Annotated in this window: 22 protein-coding genes, 1 other RNA gene, 1 riboswitch and 1 other annotated feature; of the genes, 1 reads left to right on the top strand and 22 read right to left on the bottom strand. The window is 29.5% G+C overall.

The genetic code is table 11. The annotated features are described in order from the left end of the window. Window positions 1-2: 2 nt before the first annotated feature. Window positions 3-1,040 (bottom strand): transglutaminase domain-containing protein, encoded by a 1,038-nt coding sequence (locus tag C7U55_RS04000; protein WP_106987449.1) that lies wholly within the window; start codon window positions 1,038-1,040, stop codon window positions 3-5. 305 nt (window positions 1,041-1,345) lie between these two features. On the opposite strand from C7U55_RS04000, the gene C7U55_RS03995 reads away from it, so the two are divergent. After that, window positions 1,346-1,747 (top strand): hypothetical protein, encoded by a 402-nt coding sequence (locus C7U55_RS03995; RefSeq protein ID WP_048924124.1) that lies wholly within the window; start codon window positions 1,346-1,348, stop codon window positions 1,745-1,747. A 31-nt stretch (window positions 1,748-1,778) separates the two neighbouring features. Here C7U55_RS03995 and C7U55_RS03990 read toward each other — a convergent pair whose 3' ends face one another. The 21 genes from C7U55_RS03990 to gyrA all read right to left on the bottom strand — a co-directional run bounded on the left by C7U55_RS03990 (window position 1,779) and on the right by gyrA (window position 25,647). Continuing rightward, the gene (locus C7U55_RS03990) at window positions 1,779-6,011 is read right to left on the bottom strand and encodes a 2-hydroxyacyl-CoA dehydratase (protein ID WP_106987448.1); all 4,233 of its coding nucleotides are present in this window, start codon (window positions 6,009-6,011) and stop codon (window positions 1,779-1,781) included. After that, window positions 6,004-6,441 carry a MarR family winged helix-turn-helix transcriptional regulator gene (locus C7U55_RS03985; protein ID WP_106987447.1) on the bottom strand — a complete coding sequence of 146 codons (438 nt, stop codon included), beginning with the start codon at window positions 6,439-6,441 and terminating at the stop codon, window positions 6,004-6,006. The genes C7U55_RS03990 and C7U55_RS03985 overlap by 8 nt, the downstream gene beginning before the upstream one ends. Before the next feature lie 105 nt (window positions 6,442-6,546). Beyond that, window positions 6,547-7,188: a YggS family pyridoxal phosphate-dependent enzyme gene (locus C7U55_RS03980; RefSeq protein WP_106987446.1), complete on the bottom strand. Its 642-nt coding sequence runs from the start codon at window positions 7,186-7,188 to the stop codon at window positions 6,547-6,549. A gap of 75 nt (window positions 7,189-7,263) precedes the next feature. Next, window positions 7,264-7,800, bottom strand: coding sequence for a hypothetical protein (locus C7U55_RS03975; RefSeq protein ID WP_118536223.1), 537 nt, complete (start codon window positions 7,798-7,800; stop codon window positions 7,264-7,266). A 4-nt stretch (window positions 7,801-7,804) separates the two neighbouring features. Next, window positions 7,805-8,620 carry a DUF4430 domain-containing protein gene (locus C7U55_RS03970; RefSeq protein WP_106987444.1) on the bottom strand — a complete coding sequence of 272 codons (816 nt, stop codon included), beginning with the start codon at window positions 8,618-8,620 and terminating at the stop codon, window positions 7,805-7,807. Then, window positions 8,604-9,770 carry a prenyltransferase/squalene oxidase repeat-containing protein gene (locus C7U55_RS03965; protein ID WP_106987443.1) on the bottom strand — a complete coding sequence of 389 codons (1,167 nt, stop codon included), beginning with the start codon at window positions 9,768-9,770 and terminating at the stop codon, window positions 8,604-8,606. Before C7U55_RS03965 ends, C7U55_RS03970 begins: the two co-directional genes overlap by 17 nt. A 92-nt stretch (window positions 9,771-9,862) precedes the next feature. After that, window positions 9,863-10,042, bottom strand: a riboswitch (cobalamin riboswitch). An 87-nt stretch (window positions 10,043-10,129) separates the two neighbouring features. After that, window positions 10,130-12,082 (bottom strand): methionine--tRNA ligase, encoded by a 1,953-nt coding sequence (gene metG / locus C7U55_RS03960; RefSeq protein ID WP_106987442.1) that lies wholly within the window; start codon window positions 12,080-12,082, stop codon window positions 10,130-10,132. Window positions 12,083-12,118: 36 nt separating this feature from the next. Further along, window positions 12,119-12,315: a binding site (T-box leader), on the bottom strand. Between the two features lie 101 nt (window positions 12,316-12,416). Next, window positions 12,417-13,739: a polysaccharide deacetylase family protein gene (locus C7U55_RS03955; RefSeq protein ID WP_106987441.1), complete on the bottom strand. Its 1,323-nt coding sequence runs from the start codon at window positions 13,737-13,739 to the stop codon at window positions 12,417-12,419. 77 nt (window positions 13,740-13,816) lie between these two features. Next, window positions 13,817-14,665 carry a 16S rRNA (cytidine(1402)-2'-O)-methyltransferase gene (gene rsmI, locus C7U55_RS03950; RefSeq protein WP_048924117.1) on the bottom strand — a complete coding sequence of 283 codons (849 nt, stop codon included), beginning with the start codon at window positions 14,663-14,665 and terminating at the stop codon, window positions 13,817-13,819. Next, window positions 14,658-15,395, bottom strand: a complete 738-nt coding sequence (locus tag C7U55_RS03945) for a tRNA1(Val) (adenine(37)-N6)-methyltransferase (protein ID WP_106987440.1) — start codon at window positions 15,393-15,395, stop codon at window positions 14,658-14,660. Before C7U55_RS03945 ends, rsmI begins: the two co-directional genes overlap by 8 nt. Beyond that, a complete protein-coding gene (locus C7U55_RS03940; protein WP_106987439.1) occupies window positions 15,373-16,215 on the bottom strand; it encodes a PSP1 domain-containing protein in 843 nt (280 codons plus the stop codon). Before C7U55_RS03940 ends, C7U55_RS03945 begins: the two co-directional genes overlap by 23 nt. 1 nt (window position 16,216) lies before the next feature. Further along, window positions 16,217-17,173, bottom strand: a complete 957-nt coding sequence (locus C7U55_RS03935; protein WP_227213302.1) for a hypothetical protein — start codon at window positions 17,171-17,173, stop codon at window positions 16,217-16,219. After that, complete coding sequence (tmk, locus tag C7U55_RS03930) at window positions 17,170-17,790, bottom strand: dTMP kinase (protein WP_106987438.1); 621 nt, start codon at window positions 17,788-17,790, stop codon at window positions 17,170-17,172. The genes C7U55_RS03935 and tmk overlap by 4 nt, the downstream gene beginning before the upstream one ends. Window positions 17,791-17,854: 64 nt before the next feature. Next, entirely contained in the window at window positions 17,855-18,445 is a 591-nt protein-coding gene (gene recR, locus C7U55_RS03925) for a recombination mediator RecR (RefSeq protein ID WP_048924113.1), read from the bottom strand. Window positions 18,446-18,454: 9 nt separating this feature from the next. After that, window positions 18,455-20,284 carry a DNA polymerase III subunit gamma/tau gene (gene dnaX, locus C7U55_RS03920; protein ID WP_106987437.1) on the bottom strand — a complete coding sequence of 610 codons (1,830 nt, stop codon included), beginning with the start codon at window positions 20,282-20,284 and terminating at the stop codon, window positions 18,455-18,457. Window positions 20,285-20,334: 50 nt separating this feature from the next. Continuing rightward, complete coding sequence (locus C7U55_RS03915; protein ID WP_106987436.1) at window positions 20,335-20,787, bottom strand: nucleoside deaminase; 453 nt, start codon at window positions 20,785-20,787, stop codon at window positions 20,335-20,337. A 16-nt stretch (window positions 20,788-20,803) separates the two neighbouring features. After that, an RNA gene (ffs, locus tag C7U55_RS03910) (signal recognition particle sRNA small type) lies at window positions 20,804-20,892 on the bottom strand. 25 nt (window positions 20,893-20,917) lie between these two features. Beyond that, the gene (locus C7U55_RS03905; RefSeq protein ID WP_048924110.1) at window positions 20,918-21,424 is read right to left on the bottom strand and encodes a GNAT family N-acetyltransferase; all 507 of its coding nucleotides are present in this window, start codon (window positions 21,422-21,424) and stop codon (window positions 20,918-20,920) included. A 40-nt stretch (window positions 21,425-21,464) separates the two neighbouring features. Continuing rightward, the gene (gene serS / locus C7U55_RS03900) at window positions 21,465-22,751 is read right to left on the bottom strand and encodes a serine--tRNA ligase (protein WP_106987435.1); all 1,287 of its coding nucleotides are present in this window, start codon (window positions 22,749-22,751) and stop codon (window positions 21,465-21,467) included. 48 nt (window positions 22,752-22,799) lie between these two features. After that, window positions 22,800-23,165 carry a DUF4186 domain-containing protein gene (locus C7U55_RS03895; protein ID WP_106987434.1) on the bottom strand — a complete coding sequence of 122 codons (366 nt, stop codon included), beginning with the start codon at window positions 23,163-23,165 and terminating at the stop codon, window positions 22,800-22,802. 16 nt (window positions 23,166-23,181) lie between these two features. Then, a complete protein-coding gene (gyrA, locus tag C7U55_RS03890) occupies window positions 23,182-25,647 on the bottom strand; it encodes a DNA gyrase subunit A (RefSeq protein WP_106987433.1) in 2,466 nt (821 codons plus the stop codon). Window position 25,648: the final 1 nt, after the last annotated feature.

The raw sequence follows: 25,648 nt of genomic DNA, 5'->3' as shown, positions 1-25,648 counted from the left end.
TATTACCATCTCAAATAAATTGTATGAAACCTTTCATCATCTATATATTTTATTTCTCTATCATTACTTACATCAATTATTTTATACACATCTCCTTGACTTACAAGTCTATTTTTTGCATATTCATAAATTTCACTTGAAAATTGAAAATGACATTCATTTTGTGAAAGATTAATTTTTTGTTTTAAGTCATCAATACGATAATAATCAAAATAATATCCCTCTTTTTTATAATACGTATTATTGCCATTTGTTGTGTCTTCATAAGAATCTTGTATTTGATAATTTTTATTCATTTCTTCACTTGAAAACATTAGATAATCATAATTGATTGTCTCAAATTCATTATTTACTAAATCACCCCATGTCGCATCAACATAGTAATAATCATTGTCATATTTTACCATATTCCATGCATGATAATCATTGTTACCACTAGAAACATCTGACATTCCTGTAAGATAAGTAGCTTCAATTCCTACTTCATGTAGTAAATATTGTAATGCCTTCGCATAACCACTACATACTGTTTTATGATAAATAAGAGAACTGATAATTTCTTGATTATAATCTGCCTCTTCAAGATACTCACATTGTTGGATAAGATATTCATAAATATATTTTATTTTTTCATAATCATCGAGTTCTTTGGTATTATCTTTGATTTGTTGAGTAATGGTATTTAATTGTTTTTGATAATATTTTATTTTTTTGTTACTAAAAGAATATTTAAAGCTAAAATTACCATTTTCCGTAAGAGACCATTCCTCAATATAAAAAAGTTCTGGATGATCTTTCAACACCTTTTCTACAATTGGTGTTACTTTATCCATATCAGTTTGTCCTATTTGTATATCTTTTTCTTGATCATAAGCAATATTATAAATCTTTTGATAAAGTTGTTGTTGTTTTTTTGTTAGATGTTGATAATGATAGTTGTAGCATGTATCGTTTTTAAAATTATTTTCTATCGTTTTAGGTGTTGCGGGTAAACAGCCACAGAGTAGAAATAAAGAAAGACAAGTAATGGCCTTTTTCATTTTAAAAAAAAATCTAGCAATGCTAGATTAATCTTCTCTCAATTTATATTCAAAATAACTTTTACCAACATAGACAACACTACCCGCTAAAAGCATCATTAATAATCCTAAGCACATAATAAACATCCCCTCTTTTATCTATATCATACCCTATTTTAATTGATTATGCAAATCATAAGAAAACTCCTTTTTTCTACAAATAATGTATACGATTCAGTATAAAATATTATTAAAGAAATAAATATTTTTAAACTTGTTCAATGATTCAAAAGAAGGTAAAATTATTATATAGTAGGTGATGTCAAATGAATGCAGATCGATTATTTATGCTAGTTGATACATGCGCTAATTTTGATGAAGTTAAACATGAGTTTCCTGATTTAGATTTTTTAACTTATTTTTATGCTTTATTAGGATATTATCGTATTCCAACAATTCAACTTTATAACAAAACAACAATTGATGAAAATGACTTGAGTAAAATTCTAAATGGAAGTACAACACCTCAAAGAGATGATATTATTCAATTTGGTCTCGCTTTAAATATTGATTTAAAGAAAACAAACTTTATGTTATCTCTTGCTGAGTGTGAAACTCTTTCTTATAAAGAAGGTAGAGATAGTCTTATTATATGTGCTATTAAAAATCATTATTCTATTAATAAAACAAATACGATGTTGTCAACTTGTAATTTAATCAAAATATAAGCAGTGGTTTCACGTGGAACCACTGCTTATTTTATTCTTTATCTAGGTTTTTAAAAGCTGTTGAAAGCATTAATTTAATACGATTTAATTGGTTAACTTCACTCGCACCTGGATCATAATCTACCGCTACGATATTACTTTGAGGATATTTCTTTCTTAAAGCTTTAATAGCCCCTTTACCTGTAACATGATTTGGTAAACATCCAAATGGTTGCATACATACAATATTTGGTGCTCCACTTTCAATAAGTTCAATCATTTCCCCTGTTAAGAACCAACCTTCACCTGTTTGGTTACCGATTGAAACAACTTCTTTCGCTTTATCAGCAAGATGTTCAATGGAAGCTGGTGGATCAAAACGTTTTGATTTTTCTAAAGCTTTGATCATATCTTTTCTTAAGAAATCAACGGCTTTAATAGCAAATTCACATAACTTCGTTGCTTTAGCAGTCGCATTGAAATGTTTTCTTTCAAATGTTGTTGAATAGAAACAATATTGGAAGAAATCAATTAAATCTGGCATAACCGCTTCTCCACCTTCTCTTTCAATAATATCAACAATTTGATTATTAGCAGTTGGATGGAATTTAACAAGGATTTCTCCTACTAAACCAACTCTTGGTTTCTTGATATCCAATAAAGGTAATTCATCAAAATCTTTTACGATTTGATAAACATTTTTCTTAAATTCTTTCATGCTACCTGTTTCAATATTCTTCATACATTTTTTTACCCATGATTGGTAAAGTCTATTGGCACTTCCTTTTTCTTTTTCATATGGTCTTACACGATAAAGAACTCTCATGAATAAATCTCCATACATTGCACCAATAATAACTTTCTTTGCAAGTGGGTAAGTAATTTTAAATCCTGGGTTTGATTCAATACCTTGTAAATTGGCACTAATTACTGGTACTTGTTCTAAACCGGCATCTTTTAAGGCTTTACGGATAAATCCAATATAGTTTGTGGCACGACAACCTCCACCTGTTTGTGAGATGATCAAGGCTGTTTTATTAACATCATATTCACCACTTGTTAAAGCTTCCATCATTTGTCCAGCGACAAGGATACTTGGGTAACATGCATCATTATTAACATATTTTAATCCTGCTTCTGTAGCTCCTTTATCTACTGATGGTAAAACTTTTAAGTTATAACCACTTTCTTGCATTGCCTTTTCAACAAATTGGAAATGGATTGGTGACATTTGTGGACATAGAATTGTCCAACGATCATCTTTCATTTCTTTAGTGAATGGTACTTTCACTGGTTTATATTTTTTAGATAAATCAATTTCTTTATTTTCTTGTTTATCAATTGTTGCTTTTAAAGAACGGATACGGATACGAATAGCACCTAAGTTACTTCCTTCATCAATTTTAATAAGTGTATAAATCTTGTTTCTCGCATTTAAAATTTCTGCAACTTGGTCTGCCGTAACAGCATCTAATCCACAACCAAATGATGTTAATTGAATTAATTGTAAGTTTGGTTGAGATGAAACAAAGGATGCTGCATGGTACATTCTTGAGTGATATGTCCATTGATCCACAACACGTAATTCTTCTAATTCTTTATCTAAGTGACAAACACTGTCTTCTGTTAAAACAGCCATGCCTTCACCAGTAATTAAATCTGCTAATCCATGGTTGATTTCTGGATCGACATGATATGGCCTACCTGATAAAACAACCCCTGTCATATTATTTTCTTTTAAGTAAGAAAGAACTTTTTCTCCTTCTCCTTGGATATCTAATCGACATTGTTGTAATTCTTCATAAGCATGTTCAATTGCTGCTTTTAATTCTTTATCACTAATTCCAAATGATTTAAATTCATCTTTTAGGTTTGTAAACATTGTTTTTCGATTACTTAAATCCATGAATGGATTTCTAAAAATGATTTCATTTGTTTCTAAGTTATCTACGTTATTTCTAATAACTTCCGGATAAGAAGTTACTACTGGACAATTGTAATGATTTCCTTGAGTAATATTTTCTTTTCTTTCATAAGCAACTGAAGGATAGAAAATATATTTAATTCCTTTTTCAATTAAACTTTCAATATGTCCATGTGATAATTTAGCTGGATAACATACACTTTCTGATGGAATCGATTCAATTCCTTTTTCATAGATTTTTTTACTTGAACGTGGTGATAAGACTACTCTAAATTTTAAATCAGTAAATAATGTGTGCCAGAAAGGATAATTTTCATACATATTCAAGACACGAGGAATACCTACTGTTCCACGTTTTGCTTCTTTTGCAGTTAGTGAACGATAATTGAAAACTCTACGATATTTATAATCATATAAGTTTGGTAATTGTTTTGATTTAGGAGGTAAGTTAGCTCCTCTTTCACATCTGTTTCCACTAATATGTTCACTACCATCATTAAATGAAGAAACGGTTAACATACAATGATTCGTACATTTTTGACAATAACGAATTGTACTTTCATAACTAAAAGCATCTATTTGTTCCTTATTAAGTAATGTTGTTCCTTGTCCTTGATATCTTTCTCTTGCAATTAAAGCAATACCAAAAGCACCCATTAATCCAGCAATATCTGGACGAATAGCTTTGATTCCTGTTTCTTGTTCGAATGCTCTTAAAACAGATTCATTATAGAATGTTCCACCTTGTACTAATACAGATTTACCTATACTTTCAGGTGAACGTAATTTAATAACTTTATATAAAGCATTTTTAATAACAGAATAAGCTAAACCTGCAGAAATATCTTCAATCTTTGCCCCTTCTTTTTGTGCTTGTTTTACCTTAGAGTTCATAAATACTGTACAACGTGAACCTAAATCAATTGGTGCTGTTGATTGTAAAGCAAGATTAGCGAAATCAGCAACATTATACCCTAATGATTTTGCAAATGTTTCAATAAATGAGCCACATCCTGATGAACAAGCTTCATTTAATAAAATATCTTGAATAATACCATCTTCGATCTTGATAGCTTTCATATCTTGTCCACCGATGTCTAAGATAAATGAAACATCATCTTTAAAATATTTAGCGGCTGTAAAGTGAGAAATTGTTTCTACTTCACTGACATCCATTTTAAATGCAGATTTAATTAAAGCTTCACCATATCCAGTTGACCCAGCATGAACAAGTTCAACTCCTTTAGGTAAGATTTCATAGATTTCTTTTAAAATCTTACGAACAACTTCAATTGGGTTACCTTCATTAGATGAATAGAATGTATATAATACAGAACCATCTTCATCAACTAATACAGCTTTAGATGTTGTCGAACCAACATCTACACCTAAGAAAGCTTTTCCTTGATATGTATTTAAATCTCTTTTCTTTACTTTTGTACTGTAGTGTCTATTTCTAAATTCAATACGATCTTCTTCTGTTTCAAATAATGGTTTCAAAGTATCTGTTTCATCAGAAATACCATCTTTTAATGAATCTAAAATATATACAAGTTCATCAATTGTTGTTTTATTCACTTTATCTTCTCTAGCAAGTAAACATGCTCCCATAGCTACGAATAATTGTGAGTTTTGAGGAAAGATAACATCTTCATCTTTTAAGTTTAATGAATCAATAAAACGTGCACGTAATTGATCTAAGAAATAAAGAGGTCCACCTAGAAAAGCAACTTTACCACGAATAGGTTTACCACAAGCAAGACCACTAATTGTTTGATTAACAACTGCTTGGAAAATAGAAATAGCGATATCTTCTCTAGCTGCCCCTTCATTGATTAATGGTTGGATATCTGTTTTTGCGAAAACACCACAACGAGAAGCAATTGGATAAATTGTTTCATAGTTTTTAGCAAGTTCATTTAATCCAGCAGCATCTGTTTGTAATAAGGAAGCCATTTGGTCAATAAATGCTCCTGTACCACCTGCACAAGTTCCGTTCATTCTTTGTTCAAGAGTTGATTCAAAATAAGTGATTTTTGCATCTTCTCCACCTAATTCGATTGCAACATCGCATTCAGGAATATATGTTTCTACTGTCTTTGTACAAGCAATCACTTCTTGAACGAATTCTACATTTAAGTGTTTTGATAAAGAAAGCCCACCTGATCCTGTCATAACTACTTTAACTGGTAAGTTTCCATAGTGTTCTTGAACTTCTTTAATTAGACTTTCTATTGCTGGTTTAACATCAGAATAGTGTCTTTGATATTTTGAATAGATACATTGATGTTCTTGATCTTCCACATATAATTTTACTGTTGTTGATCCAACATCAATTCCCATGTAATATAATTTATCCATTTTTTGACTCCTTTACTAAATTAAGTGTCATTTTAGAAATCGTATTTCTAAATTGTTTCACTTCTTTTTCATCAATTCCATCTAACATAATTTTTTCTAATTGAATAACATGATTATCAATCTTTTCTACTGTACTATACGCATGTTCAGTTGCTTTGATTTTTTTCATACGTTTATCATTTTCAACAGGTTCTTTTGTGATATACCCGTTCTTTTCTAAAGAATTTAAAAGACCTGTTGCAGTTGATCTTCTAATATTAAAATATTTTTCTATGTCTTTTTGATAAATTTCTTCATCATTTTCACATAAATAAATAAGAATTAACCCCTGCGGTCCTGATAACATACAATCAATACCATGAATATCATCTAAATAACGTCCCATATATTTAGACAAAACACGTATTTCCATTCCTATTCGATGTTCCATAAATGTCTCCTTTTTTGTTCGGCTGCTAACATTATACGCTTTTGTCACACTATGTCAAACTATTTGAAATTAATTACTAAAACAAAAAAATAGATATTTTCATACCTATTTAAATAATGCACTTCCTACACGAATCATTGTAGAGCCATGATTTAAAGCCTCATGATAATCATTAGACATTCCCATGGATAACTGATCTAATTGATACATTGGGTATTCTTTTTGAAGTCTTTGTAAGAGTTCTTGTGTCATCTTAAAATACTTTTCAGTTTCACTACTTTCAATATGTGGTGCCATCATCATAAGTCCTCTTACTTTCACATGAGGATAATCTTTAAGATTACTAAACACTTCATCAATTTCTTCCACTTCAAAACCGTGTTTACTTTCTTCTTTAGCGATATTTACTTGAATTAAAACAGGCATTTCTAAATCTCTTTTAGCGGCTTGTTTTTCAATTTCTTTTAATAAAGAATAACGATCTACTGCATGAATTAAAGTCACTTTATCAATAATATATTTTACTTTATTTGGTTGAAGTGTTCCAATAAATTGAAACTCACCATTTCCATGATAATTTTCATACTTTTCTAAAAAAGCTTGTACTCTATTTTCTCCAAAACATGTAACTCCTAATTTTTCTAGTTTTTCAATTTCTTTTACATCTACATATTTTGTAGCGGCTACTAATTTTGCAGGCTTTACTTCTTCTAATATTTTCTTTACTGCTTCTTCATTTACAATCATAAAATCTTCCTTTCATGATAAATTTCTTATTTCATTATACTCTATTTTATTGAATAAAAAAGAAAAAACAAGAACTTAATCTTGTTTTAATTTCATTCTTTCAGATTCTTTTTTAAATACCTTAATAAGAATAGGTGCACATATCAAATAAAAACAAAAATTACCTACAGCATGGAATGTATCAAATAACAATCCAGCCATATAATAAACAATATATAAAGATGGTCCACCTAACATTAATTGTTCTAGAGAAACAACAATACCAAAGACATATCCCATAAAAAAGGAAAAGATAGCCATTGGAAATAACTTAGGTTCTTTGCCTATTTTCTTTAAGAAATCCATTAAAAATTGAGTAATTAAACAAATAACAACCCAAGCAAGTATTTGAAAAAACGTCCACGTTCCCATTCCTAAAAACAAATTAGAAACAACAGTCGTTACAACACTTAACTTCACACCAAAAGCTAAACCAAATAACATAACAGAAATAATAATAATTGATGTTACAGGTTTAATATTTGGTAAAGCTTGTAAATAAATACGTGAAGCGATATTAACTGCAGCCAGTATTCCTATTAAACTTATTTCTTTAACTTTGTTTGATTTCATTACTTTAATCCTTTGTATAGTCTGTAGTATAGTACCATTTGATAGTGTCACCATCATTAAGTTTATAGCTGTATGCACCATAATTTGGTTTGACACCATTTACCATATATAACCATCCAGAATTGCCACCATAATCAAATTCATACAATCCACCTATTCCTCTAACATAAGTAGTAGAGCCAAACCCTGAAGTGGAAATACTTACACCTTGCTGTGATGCAAGTGTTTTTAAAGCACTATAAACACTTGTATTTTTTTCTAAACTTAAACTCCCACTCATTAGCGTACTATCAACACCAATAACTTGTACGCTTACAGTAATTTTATTATCATTTTGGTTTTGTGTGGTATTTGATGTAGCTTTATTATTATTTTCCGTTGTTGTATTTGATGATTGATGTGAATTTGATGATTCCTGTGTACTTTCTGTTGATTTTGTTGTAGAATAGGCTGTACTTTGATTTGTACTCTTTGATGTTTCATTCTTTGTTTCTTTTTTTGATGAATCATCTTTTTTTGTTTTATCTTCTTGAGTAGTATTTTCCTCTTTATTTGTACTTTCTTCTTGTTGCGTAGATTCCTTTTGTTGAGTATTTGTATCTTCTTTATTTTCTTGTTTTTCTACTTTATTCTTCTTAGTATTTTTTTCTTTCGTTTCTTTTATTTGAGTAACTTGTGCAGTATTTCTATTTTGATAATTTCCAGAAATTCCATTATAGAAAGAAAATCCTGCTATAAAAACAAAAGAAATTGTAATAAATAATATTACAATTCTTTTTGCTTGATCTAATTTTTTAAACTTATTAATGAGCTCTTTCATATTCTTTCTTTAATACTAAGAATAAACCGGTTGACATCATCGATAAAGAAACATAAACAACAACATTTGTGTCATCTCCTGTTTTTACCGCAGTTGCTTTTTTATCAGTTTGTGCAGGAGTAGTTGTTTGTGTTGGAGTTGTATCTTTTTTAGGTTCAACTGGAGTAGTTGGTTCAGTTTTTGGCTCTTCTTTTACTGGATTAACCATCGCATCATAATCCTTTTGAGCTTTCAAGAATAATGAACCATTTTTATATGTTCCAACACATCTTGTTAAATCTGTTGTTGCTAGTGAATTATACATTACTTCAAAAGTTGGATATGTTGCAATTTCTACACTACCATCTTCTTTTTGGAAATCAATAAGTACTTTAAAAATGTTTGCATCTTGTGTGTCATATTTTCCATTTAAAACACCTTCACGATCGTAAGTTAATAAACCTTCAATGACAGCACCTTGCGTATCTGCATTTGCACCCCAATCACCGTATGATCCATCAGATTGTTTTTTACTTTCTAAAAACTTAATTGCAGATGTAATACTTGCTTGATATTTTTCTTTATTAGCAATTGTTAAAGCTTCAATTCCCCATCCAGTTACATCTTCACTAGTATAAGGTCCTGCATACCAGAATGCACCTTCACTACCTTCAATGTTATTTTGAGTAGATAATTTATCGGCAACGACATCTACTTTAGATGATGAGACAGTTTCTAATGCAAATAATACCCAAATATCATAATTTGTTCCGTTACTACCTTCAATTGATCCATCTTCTTTAACTTTATTTTCAAGAATTTCTACTAAATTGTAATTATTGAAATTTCTTGGATCATTTTTTGTTAAAGCAAGTGTAATAATAGTTTTAGATAAATCACCTAATTTAGCTTCATTATAATTTACTTCTTTAAAAGCATTTAATAGTTCTGAGATATCACATTGATCTTCTACTTCAACGCCTAAAGACTCTGCAGCAAAAACTTCGTCAGGTGATTCAAGTGTTCTACCTTTATAGAAATTAATTGCTCTTTGAACTGCTGTATCAATATTAGCAGTTGGATATGTATTTGCTGCTGATACACCAGATATTGCAGTCATGAAACATAATACTGAAATCATAAGACTACAAATAATTTTTTTCATTTTCATATTCTTTCCCCTTTCAAATTAAATAACTTCTAAATAAAAACTAGGCATAGTTGTCCTAGTTCATCTAGAAGAACTACTTTATACTCCGTAAAGTGTATCCTTAGATATAGGCAAGTATTCCGACTCTGTTTCTTTGTTTAAGCGTCTTCCCAGTTTCCCAGTGACTTTATGCTTATCCTCCACATTACGGCGGCGGGACCGTCCAGGTTTTACACCTGATTCCTTTTTAATTTAAATATAAAATATTCAAAACCTATAAATATTATTCAATTTTACTTTGTACTTGGTTATTATATTATAGATGTTAAAAAAAATATAGATGAAATAAAAAAAATCGCATGAAATCATGCGATTTTAGATTATCTGATTGTTGTGCCTACTGGTAATTCTCCTGCATCTACAACACCTAATACTTTTTTATCTCCACCAGCAAGAACCATACCTTGAGATTCTACACCCCTTAATTTAGCTGGTTTTAAGTTAGTTACAACAATTACTTTTTTACCAACAAATTCTTCTGGTTTATAGACATCAGCAATACCACTAACAATTTGTCTTGGTGTTTCTTCACCTACATCAATTTGACTTACTAATAACTTATCAGCATTTGGATGTTTTTCACATTTAATAACTTTTCCAACTTTTAATTCAATTTTAGAGAAATCATCAATTGTAATTTCTTGTTTAGCTTCTGTTTCTTGTTTTTCTTTAACTGCCTTAATTGATGCTTTTTGTTTTGCTTCAATAACTTCTACTTTTTTAGCAATTTCTTTTGGATCTAATCTAGCAAATAACATTTCTGGTTTTTCAACAACTTTTGTACCACTTGCATATTTACCAAATTCTTTTAAACTTTCAAAATCACGTTGATCTGTATTGATTTGATCTAATATTTTTGTAGCTGTTGAAGGCATATATGGATATAACATAACAGCAGAGAAACGAATTGATTCAATTAAGTTATATAATACTGTAGCTAAACGATCTTTTTTAGTTTCATCTTTAGCTAATACCCATGGCATTGTTTCATCAATATATTTATTTGTTCTTCTTAATAAGTTAAAGATTTCATCTAAAGCATTTGATGCTTTCAATTCATCCATTTTAGCGATAGCTTTACCTGGCATTGCAAGAGCTAAATCTTTTAATTCTTGATCTACATCTTCACATACATTTTTATTTTCTACAATACCATCAAAGTATTTATTAGACATTGCAATTGTTCTATTAACTAAGTTTCCTAAAACATTGGCAAGATCACTATTAATTCTTTCTACTAATAAATCCCATGTAATACTTCCATCATTATCATAAGGAATTTCATGTAATACGAAATATCTTACTGCATCTACACCAAAGATATCTACTAAATCATCTGCGTAAATAACATTTCCTTTTGATTTAGACATTTTGCTTTCACCTTGTAATAACCAAGGATGTCCAAATACTTGTTTTGGTAATGGAATATCTAAAGCCATTAACATAATTGGCCAATAGATAGTATGGAATCTAACAATATCTTTTCCAATTAAATGTAAATCAGCAGGCCAGAATTTTTTATATAACTCACCATGATTTCCATCCGCATCATATCCTAAACCTGTAATATAGTTTGTTAAAGCATCAATCCATACATAAACAACATGTTTAGGATCAAAATCAACTGGGATAGACCATTTAAATGATGTTCTAGATACACATAAATCTTGTAATCCTGGTTTTAAGAAGTTATTCATCATTTCATTTTTTCTTGAAACTGGTTGAATAAATTCAGGATGATCTTCGATATGTTTAATTAAACGATCTTGATATTTAGATAATTTAAAGAAGTATGCTTCTTCTTTAGCATCATGAACATCTCCCCCACAGTCAGGACATTTACCATCTACTAATTGTGATTCAGTAAAGAATGATTCACATGCTGTACAATATTTACCTTCATAATGACCTAAGTAAATATCACCTTTGTCATATAATTTTTTAAAGATTTTTTGTACTTGTTTTTCATGGTATTCATCTGTCGTTCTCATGAATCGGTCATAGGATGTATCCATCATATCCCAAATATTTTTTACAACGCCAGCAACTTGATCAACGTATTGTTTTGGTTCAATTCCAGCTTCTTTTGCTTTAATTTCAATTTTTTGACCATGTTCATCTGTTCCTGTTTGGAAACGTACATTATAGCCTTCTTGTCTTTTAAATCTTGCAATTGCATCAGCTAAAATAATTTCATAAGTATTACCAATATGAGGTTTACCTGATGTATAAGTAATTGCAGTTGTAAGATAATAATCTTTTTCGTTTTTCATCTTTTAATCTCCTTTACAAAATAAAAAAACGCCCTATAAAAGGACGAATAATCGCGGTACCACCTTTTTTACACATTGCTGTGTCACTCAAAACTTTAACGCAGTTAACGATTATTTCTAACTATTCGAAATAACTACTCCTGGACCATCCCTTAAAGTTCAATATACTGATTTTCACCATCCATCAGCTCTCTAAATATCTTCCTTTAACATCTTCCAATCTTCGTATTTTTGTATCCTTAATAACTTTATCAAACCCTTAATCTATTGTCAATGTGTTTCAAGAAAAAGAAAATGTTTCACGTGAAACAAAAATAGTATAGCCGAAACTATACTATCTATATTCACTATGACCTTTATATTTTATTAAATCAGATACAGTCACAAATTGATAACCTTCTTTACTTAATTGATCCAGAGCCATTTCCAAACCAGCTATCGAGTTTTCGTGAATATCATGAATTAAAATAATATTACCATCACCACTTTTTACTTTTGCATCAGCAATAATATTATTACATACTGTTTGTGCACCATCTGGTTTCTTACTATATCTCCAGTCTTCAGTATCTCCATCCCATAATATCATGTTCAAGCCATAAGAATGAAAAGCATTTTTTACATTATCATTTTTAGCTCCATAAGGAGGTCTTATCAATGTTGGTTCAGTTCCTGAAGCTTTAAAACATGCTTCTTGCGTTCTATTTATTTCAGCATCAAGTGTTACAGGATCCAATTTTGTAAGTTGTGCATGACTATATGTATGACTTGCAAGTTCATGTCCTCTTTCATAAACTTCTTTTACAATATTTGGATAAATTTCCATATTTCTTCCTAATTCAAAGAATGTTGCTCTTCCATTATACTTTTCAAAAGCAGCCATTGCTCTTTCTGTTAAGGTTTTATGTGGTCCGTCATCTAATGTAATTGCAACCATTTTCTTTTTAGGATCCACTTTCATTAATTTTGGTGCTTTTATATCTAATGGTGCATTTGATGGAATATTTTTATTTGCTAATTTAATATAGTCTTTATTTTGTTCATAATTAACAACAATTTTATTTTTCAATTTTTGATCACTGTAATAAGTAAATGATTTTTTACCAACTTCTATCGATGTAGAATCTTTGTTAAATTCACCTATTCCCATAGAATTTAATAAATCACCATATTTGCCACGCAAACAATCTTTTAAGGTAAGCAACTGATTTGTTTTACAATCATATGTCATTATGTATTTTAATTGATCTGTTTTCTTTTTATTTTCGCTTACCCTTTTATAATCTAATTTGACCACAATATATTGTTTATATATTTTCTTACAAGAGTAATCTAAATATAGTATATCTTTTTGGTCTTTTTTCTTTCTTTGTGATTTTAAATAATTATTATTTGATTCTTTTATAATTTTATTTAAGTTCTTTTCTTTTACCTTTGGATAATAAAACGATACATAAAAGTGATCATTTTCTTTTTCATAACGTTCTACAGTACCGTATTGTTTAGTGTTCTCATCATAAGAATTATACTCCTTATAATTTCTTTCACCATTAAACAACAACACAAATGAACCTATTATAATTACAATCACAACCACAACTGCAATAAATATAGGTACTTTTGATTCTCTTTCATAATAATTTCTTCTTCTATTCATATTCCTGCCCTCCACTATCCTTACTATATCATATTTTAATATTTATTAATATGTTTCACGTGAAACAAAAAATACCATTATTTTGAATGGTATTCTTGATAAACACTATTTTTATTTAACCCTCTTTGTTTTGCTACTTCCTTAATAGCATCTTTTGTAGACATTCCTTTTTCAATATACATATCTACATCTTCTTTGATTGTTGTTGTAAATACAATCTCTTCTTGTATTTCATTAGAACCCTCTACAACAACAACCATTTCCCCTTTAAGTTCATCTACAATAGAAAGAACTTCAGAAATTTGTCCTCTAATAATTTCTTCATGCTTTTTTGTGATTTCTCTACATAAAGCAATATTTCTATCACCTAAGATATCTAACATCAAAGAAAGCGTTTTTTTAATTCGATGTGGTGATTCATAAAAAACGACTGTTTCTTTATATTTTTTTAAATCTTGTAGTTCCTTTTTCTTTTTCTTATCTAAGTGATCTAAAAAACCATAAAATAAGAATGGCTGTGGAGCTATCCCAGAAACGACTAATGCATCTAAACATGCATTACATCCAGAAATAGGTACAACATTAATATCTTTTGAAATTGCTTCTTTTACAAGTTCATATCCAGGATCAGAGATTGCTGGATAACCAGCATCGCTTACTAAAGCAATATCATTTCCTTCTTCTAATAAACTTATTAATTTAGGGATAGATTGTTTTATATTATGTTCATGATGTGAAATTAGTTTTGTTGAAATATTAAAATGATTAAGTAATTTAACTGTATTACGTGTATCTTCGGCAGCAATATAGTTTACTTCATTCAATATATTAATAGAACGATATGTCATTTCATCTAAATTTCCAATTGGTGTTGCTACTAAATATAAAGTTGGCTGATTATTTTCAAAACTCTTTTGTCTATTCATCTATTTTCTCTCCAAACATCTTTCTTACTTCATTACTATAACTTCCATCATCATTATGAGCATATAGAGGTGATTCAATTTTAATACCTTTTTTTCCTTTATACATACCTTCTACTAATAAAACATGTGACTCTCTATTCATTTTAGGATATACAAAGCGTATACGTTTTGGTTCAATATCATATTTTTGCATTAAATTTAAAATATCAATCATACGATCAGGGCGATGAACGATTGCAAATCGTCCTTTATTGTCTAATAGATATGCTGCAGAAGAAATAATTCCTTCTAAATCTATTTTTACTTCATGACGAGCAATTGTTAAATATTCATTTTCATTAAGATTACTATCCTCTCCTACTTTAAAGAATGGAGGATTACAAACAATCAATTGTGCTTTTGGGAGATTTTTAACAACTTCTTTAATATCACCATGAATTATTTCTATTTGTTCCTCTAAATCATTCATTTGAATGTTTCTTTTTGCAAGTTCAACTGCCTCTTCTTGAATTTCAATACCTGTAATTTTTTTAGGTGTTCGTTTAGAAAGAAGTAAAGGAATTGCAGCATTATTTGTACCAAAATCTACTATGTTTCTTACATCTTTATTAATTGTACAAAATTGAGATAATAAAACAGTATCCAAAGAAAAGTTAAACATATCTTTTCTTTGGATAATCTTTAAATCATTATGTGCTAATAAATAATTAACGACTTCTTTGTTTTCCATTTTTCTTACCTGCATGATTAGATTTATCGAATTTTATTTCATCTAATCTTACAAATACAATTCCATTTTTATTCTCAATTTTTACTAAATCATTAATGACATTTAATCCTGTAACTTTTGCATCTGCCCCTTGATAGATAACATGTGATCCTATTTTAGGAAATCTTTCTTTTTCAATTGAATAAACTTCATCTTCGTATTTTAAGCAACAAAGTAATCTTCCACAAGCACCTGAAATTTTATCAATATTAATGGCAAGCATTTGATTTTTAGCCATGTTAATTGAAACACCATTAAATTCTCCTAATAAAGTAGAACAACATAATGGAAGTCCACATGTCCCTATTCCACCAATAACTTTTGCTTTATCTCTTGGTCCGATTTGCCTTAATTCTATTCTGCATTTAAATACAACAGCGAGTTCTTTTAACAACTCTCTAAAATCAACACGATCATCAGAAGTATACATGAAAATAATTTTTGCTTTATCTAGAGTGTATTCACAATTTGTAAGTTGCATATTTACATCATAGCGCGAAACGATTTCTTTACATGTTACCAATGCTTGTTTAGCATCATAAAGATTTTTTTGATAATTTTCTAAATCTTTTTTAGATGCTTTTCTTAAAATTTTTTTTAATTCTGTATCTAAATTAAATTCTTCTATACTTTTTAACTCTTGTGAAATTTCACCAAGTTCTAATCCTCTTGCTGTTTCTACTACAACAAAATCTCCTTTTTCTAAGTGATGATTTGTAGAGAAATAATATACTTTCCCAGCACTCTTAAATTTAACACTCGCTAGTTTTAATTCTTCCATATTAATCCCTTCCTGTTATTCTATACATCATACTATCCATCAATAATGGAATATTAACATTTGTATCAAGTAAATACAATGTTTCTAGTAATATTTCAATTTTCTTTATGATATCATCATTATTATAGTGTAATGAGTTAAAAAAATCCACATGCTCACAATAGACAGGCGTTTCATTATGTTTCACGTGAAACATATCTTTGAGCCCAAGAATAATTAAATTAATAAACAAACGTATATCTTGTTTATCTTTATAATCCTTTAACATATGAATTTGTGTGTTTATAATAAGATTTTCTTTATATAAAAATAAATCCTCTATAAAATTAACTGCTTGTAATGTTATATTATCAAACTTATCTAAATCCATTTCTTTTAATTCTTCATCAGTTTTTATAAATTGAGATAGCAACGATGCCTTTTCTTTTTCATAACCCTTTTCAATAAGAGAATTCTTTATTGTTTCTTTATTATCTGGTTTTAATTCTAAAACTTGGCATCTTGAAATGATTGTAGGTAAAATCTTATTAATATTTTTTGAAGTAAATATTGCATATATTCCTTCTTCTGGTTCTTCTAAGATTTTAAGCAATGAATTGATTGCTTCTTTTGAAGAATTCTCAATATTTCTTATAATATATATTTTTGCTTTACCTTCCAATGAAGACTTCTTAAATGTTTCTTGAATGTGTTCAATATGTTTTTTCTTGATACTTTCCTCTTGTCCATTGTATTCAATGATATCTGCATATTGATGATTCATAATTTTTTGACAATCAATACATTTTTCACAGGCAGTTGTTTCATCACAAATAAGTGACATTGTCAGATAGTTTAATGGCTGTTCAACGTGTTGCCCTACTAATAAAAAAGCATGTGGGATTTTATTGGATTGAAATTCGTTTTCAATGATGCGTAAAAATAACGGTTGATTTTTTTTTAAGTATTCTTTGATCATAATATTTTTTCTATTTCCTTCATCGCATCACTTACAACGTGATCAACACCTTGATCTGCATTGATTTTAACGATTCTATCTTTGTACTGTTCACAAATTTCCATATATCCTTCATAAACATTTTTATGAAAATCATTTTTTTCTAAATCTAATCGATTCGTTTCTCTTTGATTAACTTTAATTCTTTCTAAACCTTTTTGATAATCAATATCAAAGAATAATGTTTTATCAGGCATAACATCATTGATTGCGAATAAATTCATTTCATAAACTTCTTTAATTCCTAGATGACGAGCAACACCTTGATAAGCAAGTGAACTATCAACAAAACGATCACAAATCACAATCATTCCTTTTTTTAAAGCTGGAATAACTTTTTCAACAAGATGTTGCCTTCTTGCTGCAGCATAGAGTAAAGCTTCAGTTTTAGCATCCATACTTGTATTCTTTTTATCTAAAATGACATTTCTGATTTGTTCAGCAATTTCAACGCCACCAGGTTCCCTTGTAAGTAACACTTGATATCCTTTTTCTTCTAACATTTTAACAATTCTATTTGAAACAGTAGTTTTTCCACTGCCTTCTGGTCCTTCTAATGTAATAAATTTACCTTTCAATTTACTTCCCCTCTTTCTTTCCTATTATATCTTATTTTTTAGAAAAAGACCTTATAAATAAGGTCTAAATTTTCTTTCTTCCTTCTAATGATTTTAATAAGGTTAATTCATCAGCATAATCTATATTACTTCCAATAGGTAATCCATTAGCAATACGTGATGTTTCAATATTTCTTTTTGCTAAAAGCTTGGCAAGAAATAAAGCAGTTGTTTCTCCTTCTCTAGTAGGATTAGTTGCAAGAATAACTTCTTTGACACCATCTAATCTTTCAAATAAAGAAGAAATATTTAAATCATCAACTGTCGTTCCGTCAATCATTGAAATTGTTCCATGTAAAACATGATACAACCCATGATATTCTCTTACCTTTTCCATCGCAAAAACATCTTTTGGTGATTCAACAACACAAATTACCGATTGATCTCTGGTTTCATCTTGACATATTTCACAATAATCACCTTCACAAATATGTCCACACTTTTTACAATAATGAATATTATCTTGAAAATTCATTAAAGTATGTGCAAATTCTTGAACATATTCTTTATCCATTGATAATACATAATATGCTAATCTTTCTGCTGACTTACCACCAATACCTGGTAGTCTTTTAAAGCATTCAACTAAATCTAAAAATGATTTTGGATAATTCATACAGCTCTCCTATTCTTCAAACTCAACAATATCACCAAACATATCAATCGCATATTGTTGGGCATCTGTTAATTCTACAACCGGTTCTTTGTATTCTGCAATATGATGTAATTGAATTGGTTGTGGTTTCGGTAACTTCTTTTCTCTATTCAATTGAATAAATTGATTTCTCATTTCAGGCCATTTTGATTCTAATACAGCAATAAAATCATATTCTGAACCTAATACTTCTTTTAAGAAGTTTTTTAATGGATAATAATTTTCTGTTAAGTTGATATTATTTACTTCTGGTTGATATTTCAACGTTACAATAAATGCCTTTTCCCCTGCCGCAACAGGTTTTGCTTCAAATAACATATTGGCATATTTAGCCGTATTTAAATTATAACAGTATCTTTTAATAACTGGCCATTTATCTTGAATATCAGTAAGCACTGTTCTTTTGGCTTGAACAAGAATATTTAAAATATCATTGAAATCTACTTCAATATTAGTCGCTATATGTTGTTGTACTGGTTCTTCATGAACTTCTTCTGTTGGTTCTTGAATTGGTTCTTCTTGTACTGTTTCAATCGGTTCTTCTTTTATTGTTTCAACAGGTTGTTTTACTTCTTCTTCAACAGTTTTTTCCTCTTTAACTTCTTCAATAATTGGTGGTTGAAATGATAAAACAGGTTCTTCTTTAATAACTTCTTGTACCGATTCAACGATTTTTTCTTGAGCTTGTGGTTTAACTGTTTCTACAACGACTTCTTTTTTATTTTCTTCTTTTACTTGATTACATATTTTTAATAAAGCAAGTTCAAAGTATGTTGAAGAATCAACCGATTGACCATAATGACCACTTGCATCCATGAAGATATCAATCATTTCAAAAGCTTCTTCTACTAAAATATATGGAATGATTTGTTGGATATCTGATTTATGTAAAACAAATAATAAAGATAAATCTTCTGTATTTTTATATATAACAATATCTTTTAAAACATCTATTAAATCTTGTGTGAGTTTCTTTAAATCAATACTTGTACTTAACATATGATCTAATGTTTTTAAAACACCTTTCATATCTTTAGTAAGTAATAATTTAATTAACCGTATTTTTTCATCATTTGATAACAAACCATAAACTTTATTAATATTTTCTACTGTTAAATGACGATCATAAGCAAGACATTGCTCTAAAATACTTAAAGCATCTCGCATTCCCCCGTCTGCAAGTTTTGAAATAATTGCTAGAGCTTCTTCTTCATAGTCAACTTTTTCCTCTTCTAAAACATATTTCAAACGTGTAATAATATCATTTTCATCCACTCTTTGGAAATCAAAGCGTTGACAACGAGAAATAATCGTAGGAAGTATTTTATGAGGTTCTGTTGTTGCAAGAATAAAAACAATATGTGCTGGTGGTTCTTCTAATGTTTTTAATAAAGCATTAAATGCTTCTGGTGTCATCATATGAACTTCATCAATAATATAAACTTTATATTTTGCATTAATTGGGGCATATTTAACTTTATCTATTAATTCTCTAACTTCATTAACCCCATTATTACTTGCTGCATCGATTTCAATAACATCAGGATGATCTCCTAAAGTAATTTCTTTACAGTTAGAACATTCATTGCATGGTGGATTTTCCCCCGTACAGTTAATCGCTTTTGCAAAGATTTTGGCAATCGTTGTTTTTCCTGTTCCACGAGGTCCTGCAAATAAATAGGCATGGGCAATTCTATTTTCTTTAATTGCATTTTGTAAGGTTATTGTAACATGACTTTGTCCGGCAACATCTTCAAATGTTTGGGGACGATATGTACGATACAAGGCTTTATAAGACATAATATCAACTCCTATCTATTACATTATACACGAAAAAAAGATATGAGTAATCATATCTTGCTACGTTTCTTTTTAAAATAATCTTTTATTAATTTTGAACATTTATCTTTTAAGATATCTGATTGAATAACAGGTATATAATTAAGCATTGGACTAGGTAAATGAATTAATTTATCTAAAGACATCCATCTTGTATCACTTGCACCATAGACAACTCTTTGAATATGGCTTTGAATAATAGCTCCTGAACACATTAAACAAGGTTCTAAAGTTGTATAAAGCGTACACTCGTCTAAACGCCATCTTCCAATTTTTTGACAAGCTTTTTCTATTGCTAACATTTCTGCATGTCCATATGTTTGATTTAAGTGCTCTCTTTGATTATAAGCTTTCGCAATAATTTCATCATCTTTAACAATAATACATCCAATAGGAACATCGTCATATTCTAATGCTTTTAAAGCTTCTTGATAAGCTATTTCCATGTATTCTTCATCATTCATCTTTTTTTCCTCTAAAAATAAAGACCATCACACATAGACGGTACTTCTTAATGCTGCTACCTTCCGGTCCTGACATGGTTCGAAGCCGCCTATTGTAATGGCAAATATGATTATAACGTATTTTATATTTTTAATCAATATATAAATTCATTAAAAGTGCATCATAATATTTTTGATTGACATAAAACATTTGAGGATATCTACCGATTTCTTTAAAATTAAACTTCTTATAAAGATTAATAGCCGATAAATTATCTTCTTTTACTTCTAAATCAAGAATTTTTAAAGAAGTTTCTTTAATCATTTCTAAAGCTTCTTCCATCATCATCGAAGCAATCCCCATATTCCAATATTCCTTTTTAACAGTAATCGCAAAATGTCCTATATGTTTTAATCTCTCTTTTTGTTCGCCTTGAATTGATAATAAAGAAACAAGTTCATCATCAATAAATCCACATAATAGTAAACTGTTTTCTTGATCGATAAAATCTTGAATAACTTCCATTTCTTCAAATTCATTTAAATAACATTCATTTAAACCATAGGTTAAGTTATTACTTTCTCCCCCTACTTGATTTAAATAATCAATAATCATTGAAGCATCTTCAATTTCTGCTTCACTTATAAATAATTCCATTAAACTCTAACCTTTCTATAAAAAAGAGTCACCGGAGTGACTATTTTTTAGGAATAATAATATCTTTTCCACCCATATAAGGACGTAATGCTTCAGGAATATTAATAGATCCATCTTCATTATAGTTATTTTCAATAAAAGCAATAACCGCTCTTGTTGAAGCTAAAACTGTATTATTTAAAGTAGAAACATAATAGTTTCCATTTTCACCTTTAGCACGAATACCTAAACGTCTTGCTTGAGCATCTCCTAAAGTTGAACAAGAACCAACTTCGAAATATTTTTGTTGTCTTGGTGACCAAGCTTCAACATCACATGATTTAACTTTTAAATCAGCTAAATCACCTGAACAACATTCAAGAGTTCTTACTGGGATATCTAAGCTTCTAAATAATTCAACTGTATATGACCACATTTTGTCATACCATTCCATAGCTTCTTCAGGTTTACATAAAACAACCATTTCTTGTTTTTCAAACTGATGAACACGATAAATACCACGTTCTTCAATACCATGAGCTCCTACTTCCTTTCTAAAGCATGGTGAATAAGATGTCATGGTAATTGGTAAATCTTCTTCTTTAACGATTTGATCTTTAAATTTACCAATCATACTATGTTCAGAAGTTCCAATTAAATATAAATCTTCACCTTCAATTTTATACATCATCGCATCCATTTCATCGAATGACATAACTCCTGTTACAACATCACTACGAATCATGAATGGTGGAATACAATAAGTAAATCCTTTATCAATCATGAAATCTCTCGCATATGAAAGCATTGCTGATGATAAACGAGCGATATCACCCATTAAATAATAGAAACCATTTCCACTTGTTCTACCTGATGCCTCTTTATCTAACCCATCAAAACGAGCAATAATATCTGCATGATATGGAATTTCATAATCAGGTACAACTGGGTCACCATATTTTTGAATTTCTACGTTTTCAGAATCATCTTTTCCAATAGGTACAGAATCATGAATGATATTTGGAATTTTCATCATGATTTCTTTTAATTCTTTTCCATAATCCTCTTCTTTTACTTCTAAATCTTTTAATTCATCTGCCATAGAAGTTACTTTTGCTTTAATTTCTTCAGCTAAATCTCTTTTACCTTCTCTCATTAAAGCACCAATTTCTTTAGAATATTTGTTTCTTAAACTTCTAATTTCACTTGCTCTTGTTAATACTTCACGATAATCTTTATCTAATTTATAAGCTTCATCTACTAATCCCACTTTGGCTTCTTGGAATTTCTTCTTCATATTTTCTTTGACTAAAGTAGGATTTTCTCTAATTAAATTAATATCAATCATTTTCTTTCCCCTTATATATATTTCTACTGCCTTGATTATACATCAAGCCTATTTCCTTTGCAATTCTCTTTTAATCCAAGACATAATCACTTGAACGATCATCTCTTGTTGACTGTCATCTAACTGGGTATGTGGTTTTATATGATACCATTTATATAAACATCCTCGACAACATGTAGCTGTAGCATGTTGTGCAATAAATACTGGATGATTTTTCATCGGTGTCTGCTTTCCATCATTTAAAATAACGGCTGGCGCAATTCTTTTAGAAATAAAATCTCGTGCATGTTGTTCAATGACATCCAATCCTTTTTCATTACAATACTCTTTATATTTTTTAGTAAGATGAAAAGAACTTCTAAATTTTGAATGATCTAAACGCTCAAATAATCTTTTTAACTCTTCATTATTCATGGGTAAAAGAGTCAGATTACTCTGACTCTTCTTCACCTTCTTCATCGTCTTCTTCATTTTTAGCAACAACTTCTACAGAAGAAACCTTGCTATCATGAACTTTAATAAGTCTTACACCTTGAGTTGCACGTCCTGCGGTTTTAACTTGTTCCATAGGTAAACGAATCACAATACCATCATCTGTAATAATTAATAAATCCTCATTACCTTCTACCGCTCTAATCGCCACAATTTGTCCATTACGTTCAGTAACATTAATTGTCTTAACACCTTTACCACCACGGTTAGAAACACGATATTCATCAATTGGTGACATCTTACCATAACCTTTTTCCGTAACAACCATAATTAATTGTCCTTCACGGTTTGTTGTCATACCAATAACTTTAGAACCATCAACATTAATACCTCTAACACCACTTGCAGTTCTTCCCATTGGTCTTACATGACCTTCAGAGAATCTTACAAGTTTACCATTACTTGCTGCAATTAAGATTTCATCATCCCCTTTAGTTAATTTAACACCCACTAAAGCATCATCTTCTTTTAACTTGATTGCAATCTTACCAGTTTGTCTAATATTTTCAAATTCTGAAATATCGACACGTTTTACTAAACCTTGTTCAGTTGCAAAGAATAAATACCAATGTTTATCTTCTTCAATCATTTTCTTATTAATATTAATTAATGATTTAACACTTTCATCTTTATCAAGATTTAATATATTTACAATTGGTAAACCTTTAGCTGTTCTACCAAATTCAGGAATATTATATCCTTTCAAACGATAAACTTTTCCTTTATTTGTAAAGATCAATAAATCATCATGTGTTGACATATGAATAAGTGAACTAATGACATCATCTTGTGTTGTTGCCATACCTTTGACACCACGTCCACCTCTATTTTGAGATTTATAAGTATCTACTGGCATACGTTTTACATAACCATTATTAGTAAGTGAAATGATAACATCTTCTACTGGAATTAAATCTTCATCTTCAATATCAAATGTACCTTGGATGATTTCAGTACGACGTTTATCTCCATATTTTTCTTTCATTTCTAATAATTCATTTCTAATGATTTCTAAGATACGTTCTTCATTTGCAAGAATATCTTTTAAATCCGCAATAAGAATTAATAAATTATTTAATTCTTCTTCAATCTTTTCTCTTTCCAAACCAGCAAGACGTTGTAATTGCATTTCTCTTACAGCTTTGGCTTGTTTATCAGACATACCAAATTCATCCATCAATCTTTGTTGAATGATTTCAGTTGTTCTACTTGTACGAATTAATTGGATGATTTCATCAATATGATCTAAAGCTTTCTTTAAACCTTCTAAAATATGCGCTCTTGCTTCTGCTTTATTTAATTCAAATTGTGTTCTACGACGAATAACTTCTTCTTGATGAGATAAATAATATTGAATTAATTCTTTTAAAGTTAAAGTCTTAGGTTCATTATTAACTAAAGCAATATTATTAACACCAAATGTTGTTTGTAAAGAAGTTAATTTATATAACTGATTTAAAACAACTTCAGCTTGAACATCTCTCTTTAATTCAATAACAATACGAATACCTTCACGGTTTGATTCATCACGAACATCACTAATACCTTCAACGACTTTATCACGTGCTAAATGCGCAATCTTTTCTACTAATCTTGCTTTATTGACTTGATAAGGAATTTCATAAGCAACAATTCTTTGTCTTCCCTTATGTTCTTCAATTTCTGTTTTTGCACGCATAACGATTAAACCATTACCTGTTTCATAGGCTTTTTTAATCGCACTCTTTCCTAAAATATATCCTCCTGTAGGAAAATCAGGTCCTTGAATATAATTTTCCATCAATTCCATAACAGAAATATCAGGATTTTTACTTACCGCAATAACGGCATCAATCACTTCACCAATATTATGAGGTGGCATATTGGTTGCCATACCAACCGCAATCCCTGTTGTCCCATTAACTAATAAGTTAGGAATACGACAAGGTAATACCGATGGTTCTCTTTCTTCACCATCATAGTTTGGAATAAAATCAATGGTATCTTTATTGATATCTCTCATTAATTCCATTGAAATTTTAGACATTCTTGCTTCGGTATAACGCATAGCGGCAGCTCCGTCACCGTCAATTGAACCAAAGTTTCCATGCCCATCCACAAGCATATAACGATATGAGAAATCTTGTGCCATTCTGACTAACGCTTCATAAATGGAAGAATCTCCATGAGGATGATATTTCCCCATAACTTCCCCAACGATACGTGCTGATTTCTTATACGCTTTATCACTATAACATCCAAGTTCATTCATACCATAAACGATACGTCTTTGAACTGGTTTCATTCCATCTCTTACATCAGGTAATGCACGTGCTACAATAACTGACATAGCATAATTCATGAAAGAAGTTTTCATTTCTGATGTTAATTGAATTTTTCTTATTCCTTTTTCTTGATTATCCATT

Origin of the sequence: Faecalibacillus faecis (assembly GCF_003024675.1) — a bacterium.
GTDB classification, from domain to species: domain Bacteria; phylum Bacillota_I; class Bacilli_A; order Erysipelotrichales; family Coprobacillaceae; genus Faecalibacillus; species Faecalibacillus faecis.
This window is presented reverse-complemented; position numbering and strand designations above follow the sequence as displayed.